This is a genomic window from Cytobacillus sp. Bac17, from assembly GCF_024519925.1.
Taxonomy (GTDB): domain Bacteria; phylum Bacillota; class Bacilli; order Bacillales; family Cytobacillaceae; genus Cytobacillus; species Cytobacillus pseudoceanisediminis.
The window spans coordinates 1-20,928 of record NZ_JALJRC010000020.1 but is presented as its reverse complement, the minus strand read 5'-3'; the positions used below and the strand labels follow the sequence as shown (position 1 = coordinate 20,928).

The 20,928-nt window shown below is 39.4% G+C and carries 23 protein-coding genes; 7 read left to right on the top strand and 16 right to left on the bottom strand.

The features are described from left to right. Window positions 1-5: 5 nt before the first annotated feature. The 6 genes from NR125_RS20025 to NR125_RS20000 all read right to left on the bottom strand — a co-directional run bounded on the left by NR125_RS20025 (window position 6) and on the right by NR125_RS20000 (window position 7,106). Window positions 6-695 carry a response regulator transcription factor gene (locus tag NR125_RS20025; RefSeq protein WP_009335192.1) on the bottom strand — a complete coding sequence of 230 codons (690 nt, stop codon included), beginning with the start codon at window positions 693-695 and terminating at the stop codon, window positions 6-8. Further along, window positions 680-1,786 (bottom strand): sensor histidine kinase, encoded by a 1,107-nt coding sequence (locus NR125_RS20020; protein ID WP_192908208.1) that lies wholly within the window; start codon window positions 1,784-1,786, stop codon window positions 680-682. Before NR125_RS20020 ends, NR125_RS20025 begins: the two co-directional genes overlap by 16 nt. Window positions 1,787-2,034: 248 nt before the next feature. Beyond that, entirely contained in the window at window positions 2,035-2,235 is a 201-nt protein-coding gene (locus NR125_RS20015; protein WP_256815971.1) for a hypothetical protein, read from the bottom strand. Further along, window positions 2,232-2,432: a hypothetical protein gene (locus tag NR125_RS20010; RefSeq protein ID WP_019379431.1), complete on the bottom strand. Its 201-nt coding sequence runs from the start codon at window positions 2,430-2,432 to the stop codon at window positions 2,232-2,234. Before NR125_RS20010 ends, NR125_RS20015 begins: the two co-directional genes overlap by 4 nt. A 280-nt stretch (window positions 2,433-2,712) precedes the next feature. After that, window positions 2,713-6,543 (bottom strand): S8 family serine peptidase, encoded by a 3,831-nt coding sequence (locus NR125_RS20005; RefSeq protein WP_256815968.1) that lies wholly within the window; start codon window positions 6,541-6,543, stop codon window positions 2,713-2,715. A 341-nt stretch (window positions 6,544-6,884) separates the two neighbouring features. Beyond that, a complete protein-coding gene (locus NR125_RS20000; protein ID WP_019379434.1) occupies window positions 6,885-7,106 on the bottom strand; it encodes a hypothetical protein in 222 nt (73 codons plus the stop codon). 196 nt (window positions 7,107-7,302) lie between these two features. Between NR125_RS20000 and NR125_RS19995 the strand changes: the two genes are divergently transcribed. The 4 genes from NR125_RS19995 (at window position 7,303) to NR125_RS19980 (ending at window position 10,742) form a co-directional block, all read left to right on the top strand. Then, complete coding sequence (locus NR125_RS19995; RefSeq protein WP_071158071.1) at window positions 7,303-7,488, top strand: hypothetical protein; 186 nt, start codon at window positions 7,303-7,305, stop codon at window positions 7,486-7,488. Window positions 7,489-7,512: 24 nt separating this feature from the next. Beyond that, on the top strand, window positions 7,513-8,163 hold the full coding sequence (locus NR125_RS19990; RefSeq protein WP_372675474.1) for a pyridoxamine 5'-phosphate oxidase family protein: 651 nt from the start codon (window positions 7,513-7,515) through the stop codon (window positions 8,161-8,163). 162 nt (window positions 8,164-8,325) lie between these two features. Then, window positions 8,326-9,888 carry a histidine kinase N-terminal 7TM domain-containing diguanylate cyclase gene (locus tag NR125_RS19985; RefSeq protein ID WP_256815963.1) on the top strand — a complete coding sequence of 521 codons (1,563 nt, stop codon included), beginning with the start codon at window positions 8,326-8,328 and terminating at the stop codon, window positions 9,886-9,888. 29 nt (window positions 9,889-9,917) lie between these two features. Next, window positions 9,918-10,742: an MBL fold metallo-hydrolase gene (locus tag NR125_RS19980; protein ID WP_256815961.1), complete on the top strand. Its 825-nt coding sequence runs from the start codon at window positions 9,918-9,920 to the stop codon at window positions 10,740-10,742. A 58-nt stretch (window positions 10,743-10,800) separates the two neighbouring features. Here NR125_RS19980 and NR125_RS19975 read toward each other — a convergent pair whose 3' ends face one another. From NR125_RS19975 to NR125_RS19965, 3 genes are all read right to left on the bottom strand, one after another. Continuing rightward, window positions 10,801-11,403, bottom strand: coding sequence for a hypothetical protein (locus tag NR125_RS19975; RefSeq protein ID WP_256815960.1), 603 nt, complete (start codon window positions 11,401-11,403; stop codon window positions 10,801-10,803). A gap of 176 nt (window positions 11,404-11,579) precedes the next feature. Beyond that, window positions 11,580-12,239 carry an NAD(P)H-binding protein gene (locus tag NR125_RS19970; RefSeq protein ID WP_217025869.1) on the bottom strand — a complete coding sequence of 220 codons (660 nt, stop codon included), beginning with the start codon at window positions 12,237-12,239 and terminating at the stop codon, window positions 11,580-11,582. 56 nt (window positions 12,240-12,295) lie between these two features. Further along, on the bottom strand, window positions 12,296-12,487 hold the full coding sequence (locus tag NR125_RS19965; RefSeq protein WP_009335209.1) for a hypothetical protein: 192 nt from the start codon (window positions 12,485-12,487) through the stop codon (window positions 12,296-12,298). Window positions 12,488-12,740: 253 nt separating this feature from the next. Between NR125_RS19965 and NR125_RS19960 the strand changes: the two genes are divergently transcribed. Next, complete coding sequence (locus NR125_RS19960; protein ID WP_009335210.1) at window positions 12,741-13,229, top strand: pyridoxamine 5'-phosphate oxidase family protein; 489 nt, start codon at window positions 12,741-12,743, stop codon at window positions 13,227-13,229. A 486-nt stretch (window positions 13,230-13,715) separates the two neighbouring features. Here NR125_RS19960 and NR125_RS19955 read toward each other — a convergent pair whose 3' ends face one another. After that, entirely contained in the window at window positions 13,716-14,195 is a 480-nt protein-coding gene (locus NR125_RS19955; protein ID WP_009335211.1) for a DinB family protein, read from the bottom strand. A gap of 95 nt (window positions 14,196-14,290) precedes the next feature. Continuing rightward, window positions 14,291-14,866: a glycerol-3-phosphate 1-O-acyltransferase PlsY gene (gene plsY / locus NR125_RS19950; RefSeq protein WP_019379444.1), complete on the bottom strand. Its 576-nt coding sequence runs from the start codon at window positions 14,864-14,866 to the stop codon at window positions 14,291-14,293. Between the two features lie 276 nt (window positions 14,867-15,142). On the opposite strand from plsY, the gene NR125_RS19945 reads away from it, so the two are divergent. Further along, on the top strand, window positions 15,143-16,285 hold the full coding sequence (locus tag NR125_RS19945; RefSeq protein WP_192908203.1) for a Ger(x)C family spore germination protein: 1,143 nt from the start codon (window positions 15,143-15,145) through the stop codon (window positions 16,283-16,285). A 254-nt stretch (window positions 16,286-16,539) separates the two neighbouring features. Here the strand turns inward: NR125_RS19945 and NR125_RS19940 are convergent, their stop codons facing one another. The 3 genes from NR125_RS19940 to NR125_RS19930 form a co-directional block, all read right to left on the bottom strand. Continuing rightward, window positions 16,540-16,806, bottom strand: a complete 267-nt coding sequence (locus NR125_RS19940; protein WP_009335214.1) for a hypothetical protein — start codon at window positions 16,804-16,806, stop codon at window positions 16,540-16,542. Next, complete coding sequence (locus tag NR125_RS19935; protein WP_009335215.1) at window positions 16,803-17,678, bottom strand: helix-turn-helix transcriptional regulator; 876 nt, start codon at window positions 17,676-17,678, stop codon at window positions 16,803-16,805. Before NR125_RS19935 ends, NR125_RS19940 begins: the two co-directional genes overlap by 4 nt. 250 nt (window positions 17,679-17,928) lie before the next feature. After that, a complete protein-coding gene (locus NR125_RS19930) occupies window positions 17,929-18,375 on the bottom strand; it encodes an Lrp/AsnC family transcriptional regulator (protein ID WP_009335216.1) in 447 nt (148 codons plus the stop codon). A gap of 118 nt (window positions 18,376-18,493) precedes the next feature. On the opposite strand from NR125_RS19930, the gene NR125_RS19925 reads away from it, so the two are divergent. Beyond that, a complete protein-coding gene (locus NR125_RS19925; protein WP_009335217.1) occupies window positions 18,494-19,048 on the top strand; it encodes a cysteine hydrolase family protein in 555 nt (184 codons plus the stop codon). Window positions 19,049-19,155: 107 nt separating this feature from the next. Here NR125_RS19925 and NR125_RS19920 read toward each other — a convergent pair whose 3' ends face one another. Next, window positions 19,156-19,683, bottom strand: coding sequence for a P-loop nucleotide/nucleoside kinase family protein (locus tag NR125_RS19920; protein ID WP_019379449.1), 528 nt, complete (start codon window positions 19,681-19,683; stop codon window positions 19,156-19,158). A 306-nt stretch (window positions 19,684-19,989) separates the two neighbouring features. Beyond that, the gene (locus NR125_RS19915) at window positions 19,990-20,505 is read right to left on the bottom strand and encodes a DinB family protein (protein WP_009335219.1); all 516 of its coding nucleotides are present in this window, start codon (window positions 20,503-20,505) and stop codon (window positions 19,990-19,992) included. Between the last annotated feature and the right edge of the window lie 423 nt (window positions 20,506-20,928).

The window sequence follows — 20,928 nt, the reverse complement described above, 5'->3', positions numbered from 1 at the left end:
CGCTCTTACCGCTTAAATCGATAGCCCACACCCCAAACGGTTTCAATATAATCAGGATCGGACGGGTCTTTTTCAATTTTCTCCCTCAGTCTTCTGATATGAACTGTAACGGTTGTCACATCCCCATAGAAATCAAATCCCCACACCTGCTCCAGCAGATGCTCTTTGCTGAAAACCTGGTTCGGTGATGAAGCCATAAACAGCAGCAGGTCAAACTCTTTGGCCGTAAGCACTTTTTCCTGGCTGTTCACAAAAACTTTCCGGGTCACCGGCTGAATATGCAAACCCCTGATCCTCATGTCTTCTTCTTTGTTTTGTCCGCGGGAAACCAGCCGGTCAAACCTTGCTATGTGGGCCTTCACCCTGGCAATTAATTGATTGGGATTAAAGGGTTTTGCGATATAATCGTCCGCTCCGCGGCCCAATCCCCGAATCATATCAATTTCCTCATTCTTGGCCGTTACCATAATAATCGGGATCTCTGAAATCTCCCTGATTTGCCTGCAGATTTCATACCCGTCCATATCCGGAAGCATCAGATCCAATAGAACCAGCCGGTAGGAGCTCTGCTTTAATCGCTCCAGCCCTTCCTGTCCTGTTGCAGCAATGTCGGCTTCATAATGATTCAATTCGAGGTAATCCCGTTCCAGCTCGGCAATATTAAGCTCGTCTTCTATAATTAAGATTCTTTCCAATCGTTACCCCCCTTTTTTAACGTGAACCATATACTCAGTCCATGTCCGGTGCCTCCTCTTGCCCAAATGGTCCCCCCATGGCCTTCAATGATCTTTTTCACGATCGAAAGCCCCAGCCCGGTGCCTCCTGTAGCAGAGTTTCGGGATACATCTGTACGGTAAAAACGGTCAAATAAATAGGGCAGCTCGTCCTTTGAAACACCTGCTCCATTATCCCGAATTTCAACTATGACTTCCTCCGCTTTTGACGACAGCCTGAACATTAATTCTTTCTTTTCCTCATTCATGTATTTCAAGCTGTTTTGAACAATATTGGCAACGACGCGATTCAATTTCCCCCTGTCCGCATGCACCCGATAGGATTGATTCGGCTGACACTCAAGGCTTAGACTGACATTTTGTCCCGCAAGATTAAAACGCAGCTCCTCCAGATAATGATCAAAATAGGACACTAAATCCATCTCCCTCATATCATAAGGCACATTTGGCAAGTCAAGCTTAGAATATAATAAAAGCTCAGAGATTAAGGATTCCATTTCATCCGATGTTTTTTCAATCGTGCGGATATATCGATCCATTTTCTCTGGTGTATTGGCCACACCATCTGATATTCCTCTGATATAGCCTTTAATGCTCGTTAACGGCGTTTTTAAATCATGGGAGATGCTCGCAATCAATTCCTTCTGATTTTTTTCATATTGCATTTGTATGTCAGCGGCTTCCTTCAATCTCCCGCGCATGATATCAAATGCCATCGCCAATTCGTTCAGCTCATCCTTTTTCCCGGAAACCTCTATTTTTGTATCCAAATTTCCTCTGCTGATATCGTTAGCAGCTTCTTTAAGCCTGAGGAGCGGCTTAATAATGCTTTTTGAAACAAGGTATGTTAATAGCCCGTTTGTTAAGACCAGCACCCCAACTAACAAATAAATCCGTATTGACCGAAAAAAAATGAGATCCTCCTGATCCACCTCGCCTTTCACAGGATAAAACAATAGATATCCAATAATCATTTCCAGTACTAAAAATAAGACAACAGGAAGCAGAACCATCCCTATATTCGATAAAAGCAAACGTCTTTTTATGGACACTCTGTCACCCCAATTTTTTAAAAATTGACTATCGCTCCCAGCCAGGCACTCTTTATTCTTTACATCATAGTCCGGGAATAATAAGTGTAACCAAAGGTTCTAACCAAATCATTATGTAGTTATTACATTTTTCTTAACAAAAAGCTGATATAAAAAGATTGATGATCGGGCTGCTTTCAACTAAAAAAGTGTACAGATTTCTTTCTGCACACGAACATTCGGAAAGCCATTTTTCATTTAATTACCTTCTACTCATTCTTCTCTTCCATTTTCAAAAGGAGATGATCGATTTTTTCCTCCATACGCTTCAGTCTGTCGTTTCTTCTCTTGAAAATGAAAAATAAAATAACGAGAATCGCCGGAATCGTCAGTAAAAAGACGAAAGCCAACAGCTGAAATAAAATATCGCCAGCATTAAATCCAGCCTGAGCCAGAATTAAGAATTTCATGAAGATTCCCCTTTCTGAGATGCCATTGTTAAATTATATAAATGCCTGAGGGATACAACGAGAGCAAAAACAGCCAGAGCATTAGTCACGGAAAAGAATTCTATACCCGTTATCATGTTTCTAATCATCAATAATATGGCTATTACAGAAATGATGATGGCCGAGTAAAAATCAAACCTGCCGCTATTTTCTTTCAAAACTACTCCCCCTTTTATGATAATTTACGATTTTACTGAAGGGAAAGTTTCATGGTCAGTTCTAAAAATGCCCGGCAAGCTGCAAAACCTTATTTACAAAGCTACTATTTGGAGGATCGGGGACTCTATTTGCAGGTTCAACGTTTCTAATTGCAGGTTTCCCCATCCTATTCGCAAAAACAGTCGATCTATTTGCAGGCTGCCCCTTCCTATTTGCAAACCACTCCCCAAAAAGAAAACCCGGCTCCTCTGAAAGGAATCCGGGTTTCTCCAAACCTATTTATTTATCTTTCTTCCCATTCCCTTTCCCAGGCTTTGCCGGGCCATCAGGGGTTTCATGATTCTGGGGTGGCTGCTCGCCTTTTTTCAGCTTATACAGTTCGACTGTTTTGGTCGTTTTATTTCCTGCCAGGTCCTCAGCTTCGAAAGTAAAGACATTTAAGCCTTCTTTCAATGAGAGTTTAATGTTATTGAATTCTTTTTCAATTCCCCTCATTGCATACGGTTCCTGGAATTCCTGGTAGAAAAGCTCGCTGCCGTCCTGGTAGAAGCGAAGCTGGTCAAAGTTATCTGTCACGGTGATATTGATGACAGGGTCTTTTTTGTTGTGCTTAATGTACTTGCTTGAAGGAAGTCCATCGATTTCGACAGTTGGGCCAGTCGCATCGACGATGATTGTGCGCTTGAAGGAAATTGCATTATTCGCAGTATCCACCGCTTTCACTTCCAGGCTGTGAACGCCATCTTCAAACGTCATCGTTGTTTCAAATTCATATTCCCCTTTTGCTTCATTGTAAGTAGTCTCAATAGGAGTTCCGGCAATGGTGAATTCCTTCATGCCAGACTCTTCTTTGATCGTGCCGCTGACATTCAGTTCATTTGTGTTGTACACTTCAAGCGCCTCAGGCTCTACGAGGTACACGTATGGAACTGTCTTGTCATTGCTCACTTCGCCTATTTCCACAGTTGCTTCTGAAGAGTTTCCGGCAAAGTCATAGGCTACAACCTTAACATTTGTGCCAGCTTCTAATTCTTCCGGAAGTGTAAATTCTTCTGTATCGCCGCTTAGCGCTTCATCCAAAATAGACTCTTCATCTACGAAAATATCAATATACGAAATGCCCGAACCTTCAGGGTTATCAGCAGCTTCCAGCTTTAAGGCTGTGTTTCCTTTGATAAGTTCAGCCTGAACACTTGGCGCTGCCGTGTCCACTTTCACAGGGATTTTCACGGACTGCCATTCAGCCCCTGCATAGTCGATAACAGATTTGATCTCAAAATAGTACTGTCCATCCTGCGCAAGCTGATTGCTGATTTTTCCATCCCAGCCCCAATTCGGGTTAAGCGTATAGTTCGGACCAAGTCCTCCATCGTAATAATGCTTGCGAAGACTGTTTTCCGTGCGAAGCTTTCTTAGTGTTTTTCCATCTTCATCTGTAATCGCGAATTCTATCTGTTTAGCATTTCTCAGGAATGAAAGAACCGGGATCAATTGATCCTGAACTTTGTCTCCGTTCGGAGAAATGGCAATCGCGTCACCGTTGAATGTGTCATTTACCGGATCATATCCTAAATAAGAATAGCCCTCGGCCGTTTCAGAAACAGCTCCTGCCATTCCGTAGAATGAACTGTCATCATATTTCATGCCATCAAGGATCGGAGCTTTATCCCAATCACCCTTGAAGCCTACATAAGGAACCGTTAATTGCGGGTTCACATCAGAAGAATCTGTCAAAGTGACATACCCTTCAACAAAGTATCCGTTCGGGAATATCTCTTCAATATCTACAGGTGTTTCAAAGTTTCCTGTTTTCGAAGGATCTACCACTTTTGCATTGCTGACATCCACACTTACTTTAAAGCTTACAGATCCATTCGCAGGAACGGTTACCTCTGCTGCATCCTGGCCATCCACTTTTACAGAAGCATCTAAAATCTTCTGAGCTTCAAGCTCATCTGCTGCCCAGCCCATCTCTCCATAGGCTGCAAAATCAGTCTGCAGATTCGCTGCCACATCATAATCCACATCTTCATCACTGAAGTTTTGTGCTTTTAACGTGAATTCAAACGTATTGCCAACCTCTTTTAAAGCCACTTTCCCTTCATTCGTTGAAGCCTCCGTTACGATAACAGGAGAAGATAATGCCGAATGAAGCTGCATGATGCCGGAACCCTGGCGGCGTGGAGAATAAGGGATATTCCATTCAAATGCACTGTTTACGGTTCCTTTATCCATGACCGGCGCCGCTGTATTCATCATCAGGTTCTTCGCAACGTTAACACGGTCAAAGCCGGTTACGCCAAATTCTGTATCCACTCGCTCAAGAACAAGTGCCGCACCCCCGGAAACATGAGGAGCTGCCATGGATGTACCGCTCATCATTCCGTACTGGTTATTCTCAAGAGTTGAGTAAATTTGTCCGCCCGGAGCTGTAATTTCAGGCTTAAAGTCCAGGTTAGGCGTTAATCCCCAAGAAGTGAAGGCGCTCATTTTGCCTGCTTCAGGGTTTGCTGATTTTGTCTTTTCCCCGTTAAAAGAAAGCGTGACTGTCTGGCCACCCTGTATCGCTGCTGCCAGCTTGTCTCCGTCTGTCTTCAGCATGAACAGCTGCGGGATTGTAATGGACGGATCGCTCGCCATGTTGACATATCCGTCAGCATTATTGTAAATTATGACCCCAAGGGCTCCAGCTGCCTGGGCATTAATGGCTTTATCAACAAATGCCAATTCCCCCCGCTGAATTAATGCATATTTTCCAGCAACACCGGACAGCTCTTCAGGCTTGCCCAATCCGCCGTAGGCCACTTCAAATGTTTTCGTCTCAACATCGTTCGGGTGTACATTTCCAGCTGACAAGAATGCAGCTTTTCCAGACTCTTCACCGAATTGGTAGTTGACTGCATCCAGATCCATGAAAGTATTCTCAATGGACGCTACCTGAAGAGAATCATAGGAAACACCAGGTGATCCGGAAACACCGATATCCGGGTTTTCACTGCTTGGATTTGCAAAACCATTTCCAAAGTGAGCAGAGTTCCCTGCAGAAATAGACATTAAAATACCATTTTCCACAGCTCTGGCAATTGCTTTTTGCTCAGCTGATTCAGGGCTGACAAACCCGGCTGTAGAACCAAGGCTCATGTTCAGCACGTCTGCACCAAGGATAATCGCATCATCAATCGCCTTTACATAAATATCACTGTATGTAGAAGGCATATTCGGATCATTTCCGAATACTTTAAGCGCAAGGATCTGGGCTTCAGGAGCTACCCCTTTAATGCCTCCATTCTCCTCATCGCCATTCGCTCCGACAGTACCGGCAACGTGCATTCCATGCATAGAGGCATCCGGGCCGATATCGCCGATGGTGTCATTTTCATCCATATAGTTGTATCCATATGGCACTTTTTCAGAATAATATTTCCCAAGAAGGCCATTGTCTTTCTTAAATTTGGAGATTTCAGCCTTCGTTAATTCCTTTTCCGTTTCCTCTGCTAATACCATGTCGCGATGGGAAGGATCCATACCGGTATCGATGACACCGACTACCATTCCTTCACCTTTAAAGCCGTAATCACGCCATGCTTCCTGAGCTTGTACGAGCTCTTTGCTGTAAAGCATATCCGGCTTTTCCTGTGGCTTTTCGTACTCGTTCACCACTTGTACTTCGGCCACTTCCGGCATTTCTTTTACAAGCTCAATGTCTCCATACATCATCTCAGCACTGAAACCATTTACTATTGTAGTAAAGCTTTCACGCTCAATCATCTTAACTTTATTCTTTTTAGCGCGATCCTTTACCTTCTGCTGTTCAGACAGCTTTTCAGTTTTCAGCTTCTGCTTCGTTGCTTCCGGAAGTTCTTTATACTTCTTTTTCTGCTTTTGGGCATAAAGGACAGACGGCTCTGTCTTCATCTCCACTATGACCCTGACTATATCTGTTTTGCTGTACTGCTTGTCCAATTCACTTTTCTTTATTTCCTGGATGGTCTTGCGGTTTTCTTCTCCCTTGGTGCTCGGTGACTTTTCGGGTAAAACGGCCCCTGACACCGAACTGGAGAACATTAGCATGAACATTAATAAGGCCACTGCTGATCTTTTAAACCTCATCCCCTACCTCCTAGTTATATTATTCAGAATTTTTCTAATACACTATAAAGGTATCAAATCCAAATTTTTCATATAAGGATCAAAAGACCTAATTAATACTTCGACCAACGGTGAAAAAGTCCTATTTTTAACGAAAAATGCTGTTGAAAAATTTCATATTTTAACAGAATATGAGATTTAACGGGACAGGTGAACAGGTTCTTTGTCCCACTAAAGGATCCAGTCATGAACAAAGAAAAAAAGGCATAACCAGACAGCAGCCCTGCCTGACCATACCTCAGCCAGATTGATTCTAGTTCCGATATTCCGTTTCAATATCCGGTTTCGTCTGGCGGTCTTTGTCAGCTTTCAAAGGCATACAATATAATCTCAATCCCGCTATGTGTCTTACACCAATCATAAACGACCAGTACGCTCTTATCTGTCCTGTTTTCCACTTCAGCCTTAAATCCGTTTTTAATCTCCTCGATAATGATTCTCTTATCCTCATACTTTCCTGAGATTACTTGCCTTCGATCATCATAAACAATTGCATAGTCTAATAACTTGTTAGAAATATTCATTTACTCCCTCCTTTAAATATGGATATTTATGTTAAAATATAGTTTACAGCCTTTCTTTATTCTTTAATTCATCCAGAATCTCATGATTTAATTTTGTGATATATTCCTGCTCTTTCTTCATTTCATGCTGCCTATAGGCAACGAATATGAAAAAACGCACACACAGAATTTTATAAAATTGAAGGCGGTAGATATTTTGAATAAATCGCAGCGATTTTTATTAACCCTATTAGCCATCATTTTGAGCTTTGCCCTATTTGTTGTTGGAATACTATTTGCTGAAAAAGTGCCTTTCCTGACTGTGCTGGGGATATTGGGGCTTAGCGGGGTTTATTACTTTGTTTTCCGTATTGTCAAAAGATCACCTAAGACAGACCACTAAGGATACTTATTCCAATAGAAAAAGGTGAAATTTATGAGGTCAAAATATACAGATATTATCACTACCAAGGAAGAATTCGAATCTTTTCGGGAAGAAATCGGCCAGCCCAGTGCGCGTGCCGCCAGCAAAGTCATTACTTTCATCGATGAGCATTGCAGTGATTTTATTTCCAAATCCCCCTTTTTAACCTTGTCCACTTCAGATTCTGACGGAAAATGTGATGTTTCTCCGAGGGGGGATTCCCCCGGATTTGTGACGGTTCTTGACGAGCAGCATCTTTTTATTCCGGAACGGCCGGGCAATCGAAGAATGGATTCCGCTCATAATATCATTGGAAATCCCAATATTGGACTCCTTTTTCTCATACCCGGGCTTGGAGAAACGCTAAGAATAAATGGCAAAGCTTATATTTGCCGTGACCCTGAGCTCTTAGAGAAGAGCAAGGTTAAAGGCCGAGCTCCTTTATTTGGAATTTTAGTAGAGGCAGAGGAATGCTTTATCCATTGTGCGAAAGCATTGATCCGATCGGGTTTATGGAACGGAGAATCATGGCCCGCGAAAGAAGCCCTTCCTTCTGCCCCTGCAATGCTGGCAGCTCATGCAAAATTGCCGAATGATACATCCGAACAAGTGGCGAAGGACCTCAAGGATAGCTATAAAAATAGATTATATTAAGGCAGCCTCCAGAAAAGAGCGGCTGTCCTGGCACTTGGCGCTGCTGCTGCAATGAAATGACCTTTCCGGAAACGCAATGAGCCCTATATCTAATAAAGCTAGTTTTATAGAAAAAGGAATTATATAATAGGGGAAAAATATTTTCATTTGGAGAAAACTCATATGGGGCACGAATTATGGATGTACATCCTCATTCTCACTTTTTCAGGGACACTCAGCTTATCGCTTTGTCTCTTTGCACATTTTAAACTAAGGAATGCACCGGGTGCCGGACCTTATAAGATCTTAACACTGCTGTCCGCAATTTTTGCCTTTTCTTATGCATTCGAACTGTCGGGCTCCACTTTAGCAGAAATTCAATTCTGGCTGGGCATTGAATATTTGTTCATGCCATTCATTCCTGTTTTCACTTTATTGATGTGTCTGGAATATGCCGGACACAAGCTGGGCAAGCGCCTATATTTTTCCCTGTTCATCATCCCGATTTTAACCATCTTTATGCATCATACCAATAAGCTTCATCATTTCTACTACTCAGCAGTCAGGCTGAGAGAGGATACGCCATTTCCCGTATTGGATCTGGAATATGGATTCTGGTTTTACGTGCACGCCATTTTCCTTTTCATGTGCCTGATGTTCAGTATGATCATCCTGCTTCTGCGCTTAAGAAGATCCTTCTGGCGTTTCCGAATGCAAATCCTTTTGATGACCGCCGGACTGGCTGTTCCGATTGTCGCCAATCATTATTATCTGAATAACCTGAGTCCCTACGGCATTGATTTAGGCCCTGTATCCATGAGTATTTCCTTCATCCTGCATGGCATAGCGCTCTTCTCATTCCAGATGTTCAATCTCGCTCCAATAGCAAGGGACACGGTTTTTGAAAGCATGAAGGAGGGTGTCATCGTTCTCAATCAGAACGGGGCAATCGTGGATTATAACCAGGCGATGCTGCCTGTTATGCCTGATCTGAAGCAATCTGCCATCGGCAAGCATATTCATGATGTTCTGCATGGAAACAGCACGCTTAGAAAAGTTATCTGTTCTGGAAAGAATGGGGATTATGTATGGGAAAATGAGGGGGAGCAGGTCCATTTCCAAGTACAATTTTCACCCGTCTATTCCCTGAACAAAGACCCCATTGGACGAATTATCTCATTGGCTGATGTAACTGAAAAAGTAAATATGCAGAAAACCCTTAAACGTTTGGCCAGCGTTGACAGCTTAACCCAGATTTATAATCGGGCCTATTTTTTAAGTGAGATGGAAAGCTCCCTGAGCACCCTATCTCCAGGTTCGGATGTTTCACTTATTATGTTTGATATTGACCACTTTAAACATGTCAATGATACATATGGCCACGAAGCTGGCGATCTCGTGCTGGTTCAGATTGCAGGCCTCGTGAAAAACAGCCTTCGAAAAAGGGATATCATCGGGAGATATGGCGGAGAAGAATTCATGATTTATTTGCCTGACACGCCTGCACACGATGCACACCTGCTGATCGAAGCGATCCGCCTGGACATTGCCGGGAGCCCGATCATTGTGGATGATAACAGAATTTCCATCACCTCAAGCTTCGGCCTGTCACATACAAACGTCTCAGCGGATAATCTGGATAATCCATCCAAAACCCTATTGAAGCACGCCGATCTCGCACTTTATGATGCAAAAAGGAATGGCAGAAACAATGTACAGCGTTACGGCGAAATACTTCATGCATGACCCTGATATCAGGAAAGGAGCTGAATGTTTTGTTTGTTAAGAAAAAGGCATCCACGGGAGAGAAACACGGTGTTTCCTACCTGAATGGCCAAATTAAGTTTCAGGGTGTTTCCTTAAATGTCTATAGCTATTTAACGGATGGAATCTTAATTGACACTGGCGCCCAGTCCTTACATACATTTTTCCAGCCATTTATGGATGAAGGCGATTTTGACCAGGTCATGATCACCCATTTTCATGAAGATCATACAGGCTGCGCGGCATTTGCTGAAAAAACAAAGAAACTGCCTATCTTTTTAAACGAAAAATCTATCATTTCCTGTGCTAAAAGGGCCGATTACCCTTTATACAGGCAGCTCTTTTGGGGAAGAAGAAAGCCATTCAATGCCCAGGCCATGCCTGACTCATTTTCATCCCGTAAAGCACAATGGGATGTCATCGACACCCCCGGCCACGCTTCCGATCATAAAGCCTTCTTAAACAGGGAAACAGGCCAGCTGTTTACTGGCGATTTATTCGTCAGCGAAAAGACCAAGGTCGTTTTAGCGGAAGAAAGCATACCGGAAATTATCCGATCACTTGAACGCGTTCTCACTTACGACTTTGAAGATGTATTCTGCAGCCATGCAGGCTATGTAGAAGATGGACGCGCAGCACTCAAGCGAAAGCGGGATTATCTGTTATCTATCCAGGATGACGTATTCGCTCTGCACAAAGAAGGGAATTCAGCCGACGCGATTCAGCAAAAGCTTTTTCCGAAAAGATATCCGATCGTCAAGTTTTCAGGCGGGGAATGGGATTCACGGCATATTGTCACATCAATACTGGAGGAAAGCAGCACACGCACACCTTAAGTGAACTCGCCAGGGGGCGAGTTTCTTATTTGTTTGATCCACTGAGTCACACTTTTTCTTAATGAGGAACCTTTTCCACCAGTGTAATTTCTTCAACCCTCCACTTTTCCTCACTGTCATATTGTCCCGGCGCCTTGGCCATAACAAATTGGTAATCCTGTGTAACTTCTTCTGCTGTTTGATAGGTGAGGCGGATTTTATCTTGTTCGATTCTAAACTCTTTAAGATCAAGAACGGAATTGGGTATCCATTCAAACCCCTCACCATTGAATATAAACCCGCAATGGCACTTGCCGGATCTTTCTCCTGCATAGTATCCCAATCCATCTATTCTGGCTATAAACGCATTCGCCTCCTTAAATGATTGTGCTGCCTTGTAGGATTCAATCGTCTTTATCGCTGCTGAAAATTCCCTATATTCAATAGCAGACCTTAAAGATTCGATTTCCTTCTTCAATTCATCAATCTCCTTCCTTGCCACATCCAGCATCTTAGCATTATTTTCATATTCTTTTTCGAAACTTGCGGCTTTCTCAGCTAATCTATCTTTTTCTTTTCTCAGCTCCTCAGCCGCATTTGAATTATTTAAACCGTCCATGATAGCCAAAATGGCAATCATCAATAGAACGGCAAAAGCATAAGTTATGTAGTTTTTTTTCAATCAAATCCCTCCTATCCCAGCCAGAAATTCTGGCTTGCACCGCCATCCCGCATCATAACTATATTCCCAAATATCACCTAAAACACCATATAAATCCCCTGTTCACTTTATAAAAAAATAACTTTGACCTTTTTGTCCAAAGTTATTAGTATCATACTTTATGAGGTACATATTGATTACTCGATATTATTTAGCCCTGCACATTCCCAAATCGCTTTGCCTTCTAGTGTAAAAAATCCGTTATCCTTTGTTTTAGCGGAATGAACCATGGCTTCCGCCAATATTTCTGTCGGCAGAGGCTTTTGAGAACGAAGTATTCCAAATTTATTAAAAAACTGTATGGCCTTCAATCCGGCAACTTCCATTGTTCTATCACTATTTTTTCGTATCAATACAGGCGGCTTGAAGATTGATAGCTTTGGGAACCCTAAAGCCTTTACAGCTTCTTCTAACTGCCCCTTCATCCTTGTATAAAAAATGGGAGAATCAGGCGAGGAAGAACCTGATGATACTAATACATAATGACTCACATTATTTTCTCTGGCAGCTTCCGCAAACTGGTATTGATAATCGTAATCAATTTTCCATTGAGCTTCTTTACTTCCCGCAGCTTTTAGTGTAGTTCCCAAACAAGAAAACAAAACATCCCCCTTCACCAAATGCTTCCATTGTTCCGAGTTGTCAAAGTCAATCACATGCACCTTTAATTTTTCATGCTGGATATGAAGATCACGCCTGGCAAAAATATCAACCCGATGAAAAGAATCATCCTCCAGCAATATATCCAGCAAGTCCTTGCCAGTTGCTCCCGTTGCTCCTATTAATAATGCGTGCATTTTTTTCTCCTTATATTTAATATAGTCTATTCCAAATTATATACCACGTTCGTTCTTTATTTGTCATTATCTAAATCACGATCAAGAAATGAATCCCTTTTCTTATTAATCCCATACTTTGTTTCGATCAATTGACCAGCCACAGATTTGTTAACACCATCCCTGACTGCTGCGGAAATGACTATATACAGAATAAATATTCCAGCAATCCAAAGAATGATAGAAAATAAGAATGAACCAAAAACCATTTATACCTCCTCCTGACTTTTAAGCATTTCACTTTCAATCCGCTTTCCTCTTAATACTTATCAGGTGTGTAATGCTATTTATTTGACTTCCTTGTTCGATTACCCTACCTCTATGTTCAAAAAGAAAAAAAGTTGCCAAGCAGTGGTCTGAACATGGTTTTTCGGTTTCACTTTGAATATAGTTAGGCTACACCTGAATAATAGCAGGAATGAAGGGTAATATACCTCTATATAACTTTAACGAGGTGATGGAATGTCTAATATGATAAATCAAGAAGAAATAGAAACATTAAGAGAGTTAATCAAAGACATAGACACGGCCATGCTGACAACGGTAACTAAAGAAGGGCTTGTGTCCCGGCCCATGAAAACACAAGAAGTAGAATTTGATGGTGACTTATGGTTTTTCACTAAAAAAGAGACTAATAAATATGATGAAATTTTACATGATCAAGATGTTAATGTAGCCTATGCAGGTAAATCCTATGTTTCCGTCCGTGGAAAAGCGGAAATAGTTGAAGATTTAGATAAGAAAAAAGAATTGTGGAGCAAAGCATATGAGGAAATTATGCAAACTTCTTATGATGATCCAAACGTTGTCCTGATAAAAATAAAAGCAGAAGCAGTCGAATATTGGGAAACCGGTAACTTTACGAAGAAAGTAGCCTTTCTCTTTAAACGCATGACAGGGCAAAGTTCTAAATCGACAGATGTAAATGAAACGGTTGAATTGAATAAATAACAGCAAAAATGGGTTGTCTAATTATAGGACAACTCATTTTTGTTGTGTAATTGCTGATCCATTTGTTTCTATATTAATCTCTGGGTTTTCTTTAGCTGATTTTTAATTTAGTACTTTTAAATACTGAAAAGTAGACTGCCTTTGTCATTCCTTATCAGACTAAGCCTAGCCCCATCTATTTAACAAGAACTATTTTCACTTGAAACCTTTCGCAATAGTTCATCATGTAAAAAAGACCCCTGCTATGACGACCCAGGTTTAATTTAATAAAAGTATATAGAAGAATGAATTCGTTTTAAGTTCCTAGGTGTTTACTAATTCCTCTGTAGTTAACCATAACACCTCAAAACAAGCTGCCTTGTTGGCAATTGCTCATAAATTTACTTTACATCTATTTCAATAACCTGCCCTGATCTTGAATAAAAATGATTGGCTTAGCTGCTGAATATTTTTTCTTTTGATACTTTCGAAACCTCATTAATTATCTTACTTATTTTTCCAACTCCTTTGCAGTTTCCGGACGTAAATGATTTGTCCTATATGGTAGGCGTTATGAGTGGATAGATTCCCAAGTATTGCCCACCACTCTGCAGCTTCGGGGAAACCCTCAATTTCACTTTCCAGTTTTTCTTGGGAGAGCAGTTCCTGCCACTGCAAGAGTACCTCTAATAGCTGTTCTTTTAAGTCAGTAAACTTTGCATTTTCCGGAATTATAAAGCTTTCATTATTATCAGCTAGGGGTGGAACAGCATTTACGTGAGATTTTTGATACCTCTTTTGCCAGGTTTCATTCCAATAAAGCAGATGCTGAACAATTTCTGCGATGCTATTGCTCTCCTCATTGGGTTTCCAAAACGCATCTTCCTCTGATAAGTCTGCAACTGATTCTGAAAATGGAATGTACCAGCTAGGGTCATTTGCATTTGCTGACAATTGATCGGCCAAAACATCGATAGCATGAGACATATTCGCCACGCTCCCTTTGATTAGTTACTATTCAGCAATCTCTAAATCCAATTATTTTTTGCCTTTGCCGAATACCTTGTGATTTTTGAATATCATTACCATAGTTTGTTTTCAGTTCCTGTTATCAATCTTTTGATATTTTGTCTATGCAAAATGATCACTAATACACTAATAAATAATGAAAGAGCAATAATGACTTTATCCTCAAATATAAGGCTGTAAATAAATATGGCTATTCCAGCTAACATTGAACTTAATGAAACATACTTAGATAGTATCAAAGTTAATAGAAATACAACAAAGCCAGTTAAAGTACCGAAGGGTGTCAAAAATAATAAGACACCGGTTGCTGTCGCAACAGCTTTCCCGCCTTTAAACCCTGCAAAAATAGGGAATACGTGGCCCAATATGGCCAATAAACCACAGATAATGGGATTAACCGCAGAATTAAGGATTTGAGGAAGTAAACAAGCAAATGTACCTTTTAATAAATCAGCAATTGCAACAATTAGTCCTGCTTTCTTTCCAAGAACCCTATAAACATTGGTTGCACCAAGGTTCCCGCTGCCGTAACCTCGAATATCGGTTTTATAGAAAAGTTTACCGATAACTAAAGCAAATGAAAATGAACCAATCAAATAACTTAAAAATAGAGTTAAAATATTGAGCATGCTATTCCTTTCTTACTTAGCTTATGTATATGGATATTCCAGTTAATAACCTTATTTTCCTTCCTTCATGTTCAACTATTCTGCCCCTTTCGCACAAAAAGCTGTAACCGATCTGCTAAACCTTTATAGAGAAGCCAGCCCCCTAAAGCGTCTACTTTCATCTTAATAACTAAAACCCCTTATTCAGGAATCCCCTTATTACGAATATTCTTCCACACAAAGATTCATACTAATTTTGTACTCATTTTCATTGAAGGCAGTAACCATGACATAGTTATGATCATGCCAATAGCAATTGGCATAGCGATTTTAATTATGTTGAATGGAATCCGTATTGCCAATATTAAAGGTGAAGCAGAAATGAAAAAGCTTATACTAATATGCCTGTTCTTGCTGCTTTCGGGCTGTGTTGATAAAGAAATCATTGATGATATAAATATTGAAGTAGGTGTCGGCTACGATTTAGCAGAGGATGAGAAAGATAAGTTTAGAGGAACTGTATTATTCCAGGAATTCCAGCCAGATCAAAGTGTAATTAACAGAACATTTTCTGGAAATGGAAAACTTGGGCAGGACGTACGTCTCGATGTTTCTAAACAAACATCAGAACCAGTAGTCACAGGTGGATTAAAGCTGGCTATATTTGGACCTAAAATTTCCAAAAAAGGAATTTTCGACTTGATAGATTCTTTTCAGAGAGATGCAAGTATGGGGGCACGCGTATTTGTTGCAACCGCAGAGGGAAAATCAGAAGAATTGTTAAACGGCGATTATGGAACCAGGGGAAACGCTACGTATATCTCTAATTTGATTCAGCATAATATTGAACATCGCGATATTCCAATAACCAATTTACATATTTTTTCCCGTGATTACTATCAGGATGGTAAGGATCCCTTCTTGCCCCGACTAAAGAAAGCCGGGAATGATAAGGTGAAGATAACTGGAATTAGTCTTTTCCAAAAGGATAAAGAAGTGGCCATCCTCCCTGTGAAGGACATGTTCTTTTTTAAATTGCTGGTAGATAAATATAGCGAAGGAAACTTCGATGTTAAGTTAAAAAAAGAAGCATATGCTGCTGTAAAGAGCATTAAATCAAAGAATAAAACAAGGGTGACTAATAATCATGCCGCCATAACCATTAATCTTGAAGGTATTATTGATGAATATACGGGAGATATTTTAACCCCACAGATTGTTGGAGAGGTTGAAAAGAAACTGGAGAAAAAAATTGAAAAGGAATGCTTAAGATTATTACTGCAATTTCAGGATCTCGGAATAGATCCTGTTGGCCTCGGTCAAAAGAAAAAAAACCGGAATCGGAACTTTGACTTTAAAAAGTGGGAAGACGATTACAAAATGTTAAGCTTCGATGTTAAATGCAATGTAGTAATTGAAGAAACAGGCGTTCTTGAATAAGAGCGGACCATAAGTCTGTATTCCCAGCTTTCCAGGTTGAAAAAATGTTTTTTTAAAATAGATCGAAATAAAATTGAAATGGTCGAAAGAATGTTGTTGAAATGCAATCTAACACTCTTTTTTATCGATCTGTTATTTAATCAGTCCCTCACAACCTCTTTTAAATGACAACTTAATGGAAGGCGCTTCCTTTATTTCAGAAAAGCGCCTGATTGCTGACGTCTGTTACATGCCATACTCTTGCACCTGATTGTTTAAGTGTACTCTTTAAAACGCTGATTAACTAACGAGACAAATTTCTTTTTTTCTACTTCGCTTTTTAAATTTAGACTTAGAACTAACTCTGCCAGGTTATCGTCAGTTTCAAAAATTCGTTGATTGTGCTGATAGCATTGCAGCATATTAGGATACTCTTCACCTAGTTTTTCCATTTTCGTTTGAATTTTATATTCCTTTGTCCCAAAGCCTAGTGATGAATAGAGTGTAAAAAATAAATCAATAACTAAATCAAAAATAATCAATCTTCATCAAATCCTAAATTAATCGGCTCTAATGGTAATTTATCCTGTGTAAGCATATTTGTTGATGCAACGGATAAATCTGCTTCTTCAAACTTAAATCCATCAACCCAAACCTTGCCTGTTCCCGTTAATAGGATACCAAAGTGAATAGAAGCACTTTCTTTTGGAACATCTAATACAATCGAATAATAGTTCCAGTCCGTTGTACCGTGAATCGGACGATTATCCATATTATCAAACTGAATCACATCGCTTGAAGCATTATCTACTCGACACCAAACTCCACATTTTACGACTTCCTCTGTCTTTAAGAAACAAGACACTTTAATGCGTTTTCCTTTCCAGTTATTTGCTGAAAAGCTTTGCATCATTGTCCCGAAATGTTCTTCACCTGCATCCGTTTTTGAAGTCAGTAAACCTGATTTCGTACCCGTATGAAATACTTGTCCATCCGTTTTCATTTCATAAAAAGCTGGGTGATAACCACTCAAAATCCAGCCTTTGATTGCTTCAAAATCACTCATATTTTTTTCCTCCATCCCTTGAAGAGTTCGCATTTGTTTGCGATATTTTCCAGGCGGCATATTATATAGCTCTTTAAAAGAACGTGTAAAAGCTTCTTGTGATTGAAAATGTAATTTAAACGCAATTTGAATAATCGATTCATCTGAATGTAATAAATACATTGCTGCTGTGGCCAGTCTTCGTTTTCGAATATATTCGCTTATCGTCAATCCAGTTTCCTGTTTGAAAATGCGTGATAAATGGTATTTCGAATAACCAATTTGCGATGCATAATCATCTAAATGCCAATCATCTAATAAACTTTGTTCTAAAAAATAAATTACATCTTGAGTTACTTCGCTATACATATTGCTCACCTCACTTACTGATTTTAGAGGAATTATAAACGATTTTTTTGATATCATTTGCTATTTTTACTATTATTTTCATTATATATAATCTCAAAGGCAGCTATGGTGTAAAATTAAATTCCTTATTCCACTAACCTGCTCATTTGTAAGAAAATAAAAAGCCGCCTAGTTTGGCAGCTGATCTTGAGCATTTGGACCCGTTAGCTTAAGTACAAATCATCACAATCTGTGTTTTTCATTAAGATTTCTATTGTATTGCAGCAGTCAATGGGTGAAGCTGTTTTATCTCTTGTATTGATAGGTGTAAACTATAGTTTCCATGTTCGAGAAGTTTATTAAGAAAAAGATTTAATTGTTCTTGGGATTTAACTTTTATTTTTAAATGGTAACAGCCTTCTCCAGATACTCGGTGAGCTTCAACTACCTCTATTTGACCTTGAATAAAACGGATAAACGCATCATGATTAGCTGTTTTCATATGAACAATGACAAACGCTGTATAAAAAAGCCCTAGTTTCAGTTCATTGATTATAAGGGAGTAGGCTTTAATTACACCACTTTCCTCAAGCTTTTTAATACGATTCCCTACTGCCTGGCCAGTCATATGAATTTGTTCTCCTAAGTCCTTCCATTGAATACGTGAATTTTCAGTTAGTAACCGGAGGATCTGAAAATCAATTTGATCAATATCCATAATAAAATCCTTTCACCGTGAAATTGTTTGATATAAAAGTCTTTCATCAAAGTATCGATAAAAATCAAGATATTATTTATCATTTTATTATACTGAATCTTTAAATGAGGTGGAAAAAATGAGCACAGCTTTAATCATTGTCGATATTCAAAATGACTATTTTCCTAATGGAAAGATGGAATTAAGCAATCCTGAAAAAGCAGCCGCTAATGCTGCTAAAGTTCTCAATTGGTTTAGACAGAATAACAAAGATAATATTTTCCATGTGCAGCATATCGCAAGTGATCCAGGGTTAGGCTTCTTCCTTCCGAATACGGAGGGAGTTAAACTAAATGAGGCTGTTCTGCCATTAGAAAACGAAAGCATTATTATTAAAAATTTCGCTAACAGCTTTTTAAAGACACAATTAGAAAGCAAATTAAAAGAAAAAGGAATAACCAAGTTAGTGGTCACAGGTATGATGACACATATGTGTATTGATGCAACAGTAAGAGCTGCTGTGGATCTAGGCTTTGAAACTACATTGATAGAAGATGCGTGTGCGACAAGAGACTTATCTTATCAAGACAAGGTCGTGCCAGCTGAACAGGTTCATTATGCGTTTATCAGCGCACTTAACGGTATGTATGCCAATGTAATTTCGACCGAGGATTTCCTGCAGCAGAACAACTAATTAAATTGAAATGGGAGTTTGTTTAAAAACAAATTCCCTTTTTGGCTGTTGTTTATAGAGTACAAACCTGCTCAGTTAATTGAATAATTTTTTCCTTTTTGATAGTTCTAATTATCAATCACCATTTCTCCTTCACCATTTGGTATTTCAAAACCATTAAGGTAAGAAGTTAAAATTTCTTCTGAAATAGGGAACGCGTTTGCATCAAATCGTTTGTTACGTAACTTAAGCCGTTCACGTAAATCATTAGGCTGAACTTTTAAATAAATAAGTTTCCATTTACCCCCAGAATCCTCAATAAGTTTTTTATATTGGTACCTTCTTGCCCGATCCCAAAAACTGAAGTCGATTACCACCTGTTGTTTATCGTGTATTAACTTTATTAAACGATTGCGTAAATTTTTTTCTGCATCTTTCTTGTATTCCTCAATTTTTTCAATTGGGAAATCAATCCCATAACGACCATTAACAGCCCATATTTCTTCATCAATAGAAAGACGTACAAAACCTTCTTTTTCCAATTTTTTTGAGAAAGTAGTTTTCCCAGAACCAGCCACGCCACACATCATCACCACTAATGGGGTTAAATTATTTCGTTCACCATAAATCAAGTCAAAATTAAATTTTCCAAACACCTTTATATCCCCCATTCAATTAGGAATTCCTTCCTTACCTTTATGGTAAATGCCCTTTCTATATTTAATGAATCGTGTCAAGAACCAGCAGGATTATTTTTTAATCGTTCTCTTTTATCTTCAGGCGTTTCAGTACCAATAGTTTCTACAGTGAATATATTCTATATTTTATCGTCTATACCTTTTAAAGCTAACCTGCCCCTGTAGTTAAAAATAAAAAGCCGCCTAGTTTGGCAGCTGGATCTTAAATCGGTTATTATGTCTTTCTATATTGATTAAACCTACTTACAATAGTGGCTCTAGAGTTTAATCAAATAAAGTTTGTCTAGGTTCAGCCATTCCAAATTGTGCCCATTCTTCTTTTGAGGGACCATAGATCCCTGGAACACTAAGTCCTGCTTGTCTCATTAGTATAGTCATTTGTCCCCGGTGATGAGTTTGATGTTGGTTTAAAAATAACAACAGACTTCCCTTTGTCATTTTCATGCCAAAGAAATCAATTTGTTCCAACAGGGTCTCATCGGCCCATTGAGTTTCCAACGCCTCAATTAGGTTATTTGAAGCATTAGTATAGCTCTCAGCAATGATATTAGCTGAAGATGGAACAGACCAGTCTTCACTAGGAGCTGCAAACCTTAAACCTGCCTGTGAACTAATCACTTTAATAGCAGTGACGGTATGCCATGCTATACGCCCTAAAGACCATTGATTTGAAGTGACTTCCTGCTTTAATGATTCATCCGTGAGATTCTTAAGAACCCTGCTTGTAGCCCCAGCCTCAAATTCCCAGGATTTAAAAAAATCGCTTAAGCTATGATACATTTTCAGACTCCTCTCAATTTATACTCATATTAACATTCTCCCTCATACTTAAATTACCTCCTCTTTTTTCATGGCTGCACCCCAGAAATTTTGGATTTCCAATCATTAACTGCCTCGTATTTTTAATTAACTTAAAAAGTAAAGTACATAATTTTTATAGCTGCTAATCAAACTAAGAAAAAAAGTGGTGAATCCAAATGGCTAATTCAAGAACTAACCGACTGCTTATTGGAAGTACAATTTTATCTAGTGCTCTTAGTATCACAATTATTGCTTTAACTATATATCACCATTTTACAATTCAAGATAAAATCGATGAACTGAAGAAGGCTTAGGAAACTAAGCCTTCAGACTGTCGACAAACTCGATGAAAATCGTGCTTGTCTGCAGTCTTTTTTATTTTAAAATAGAAGTAATACAATG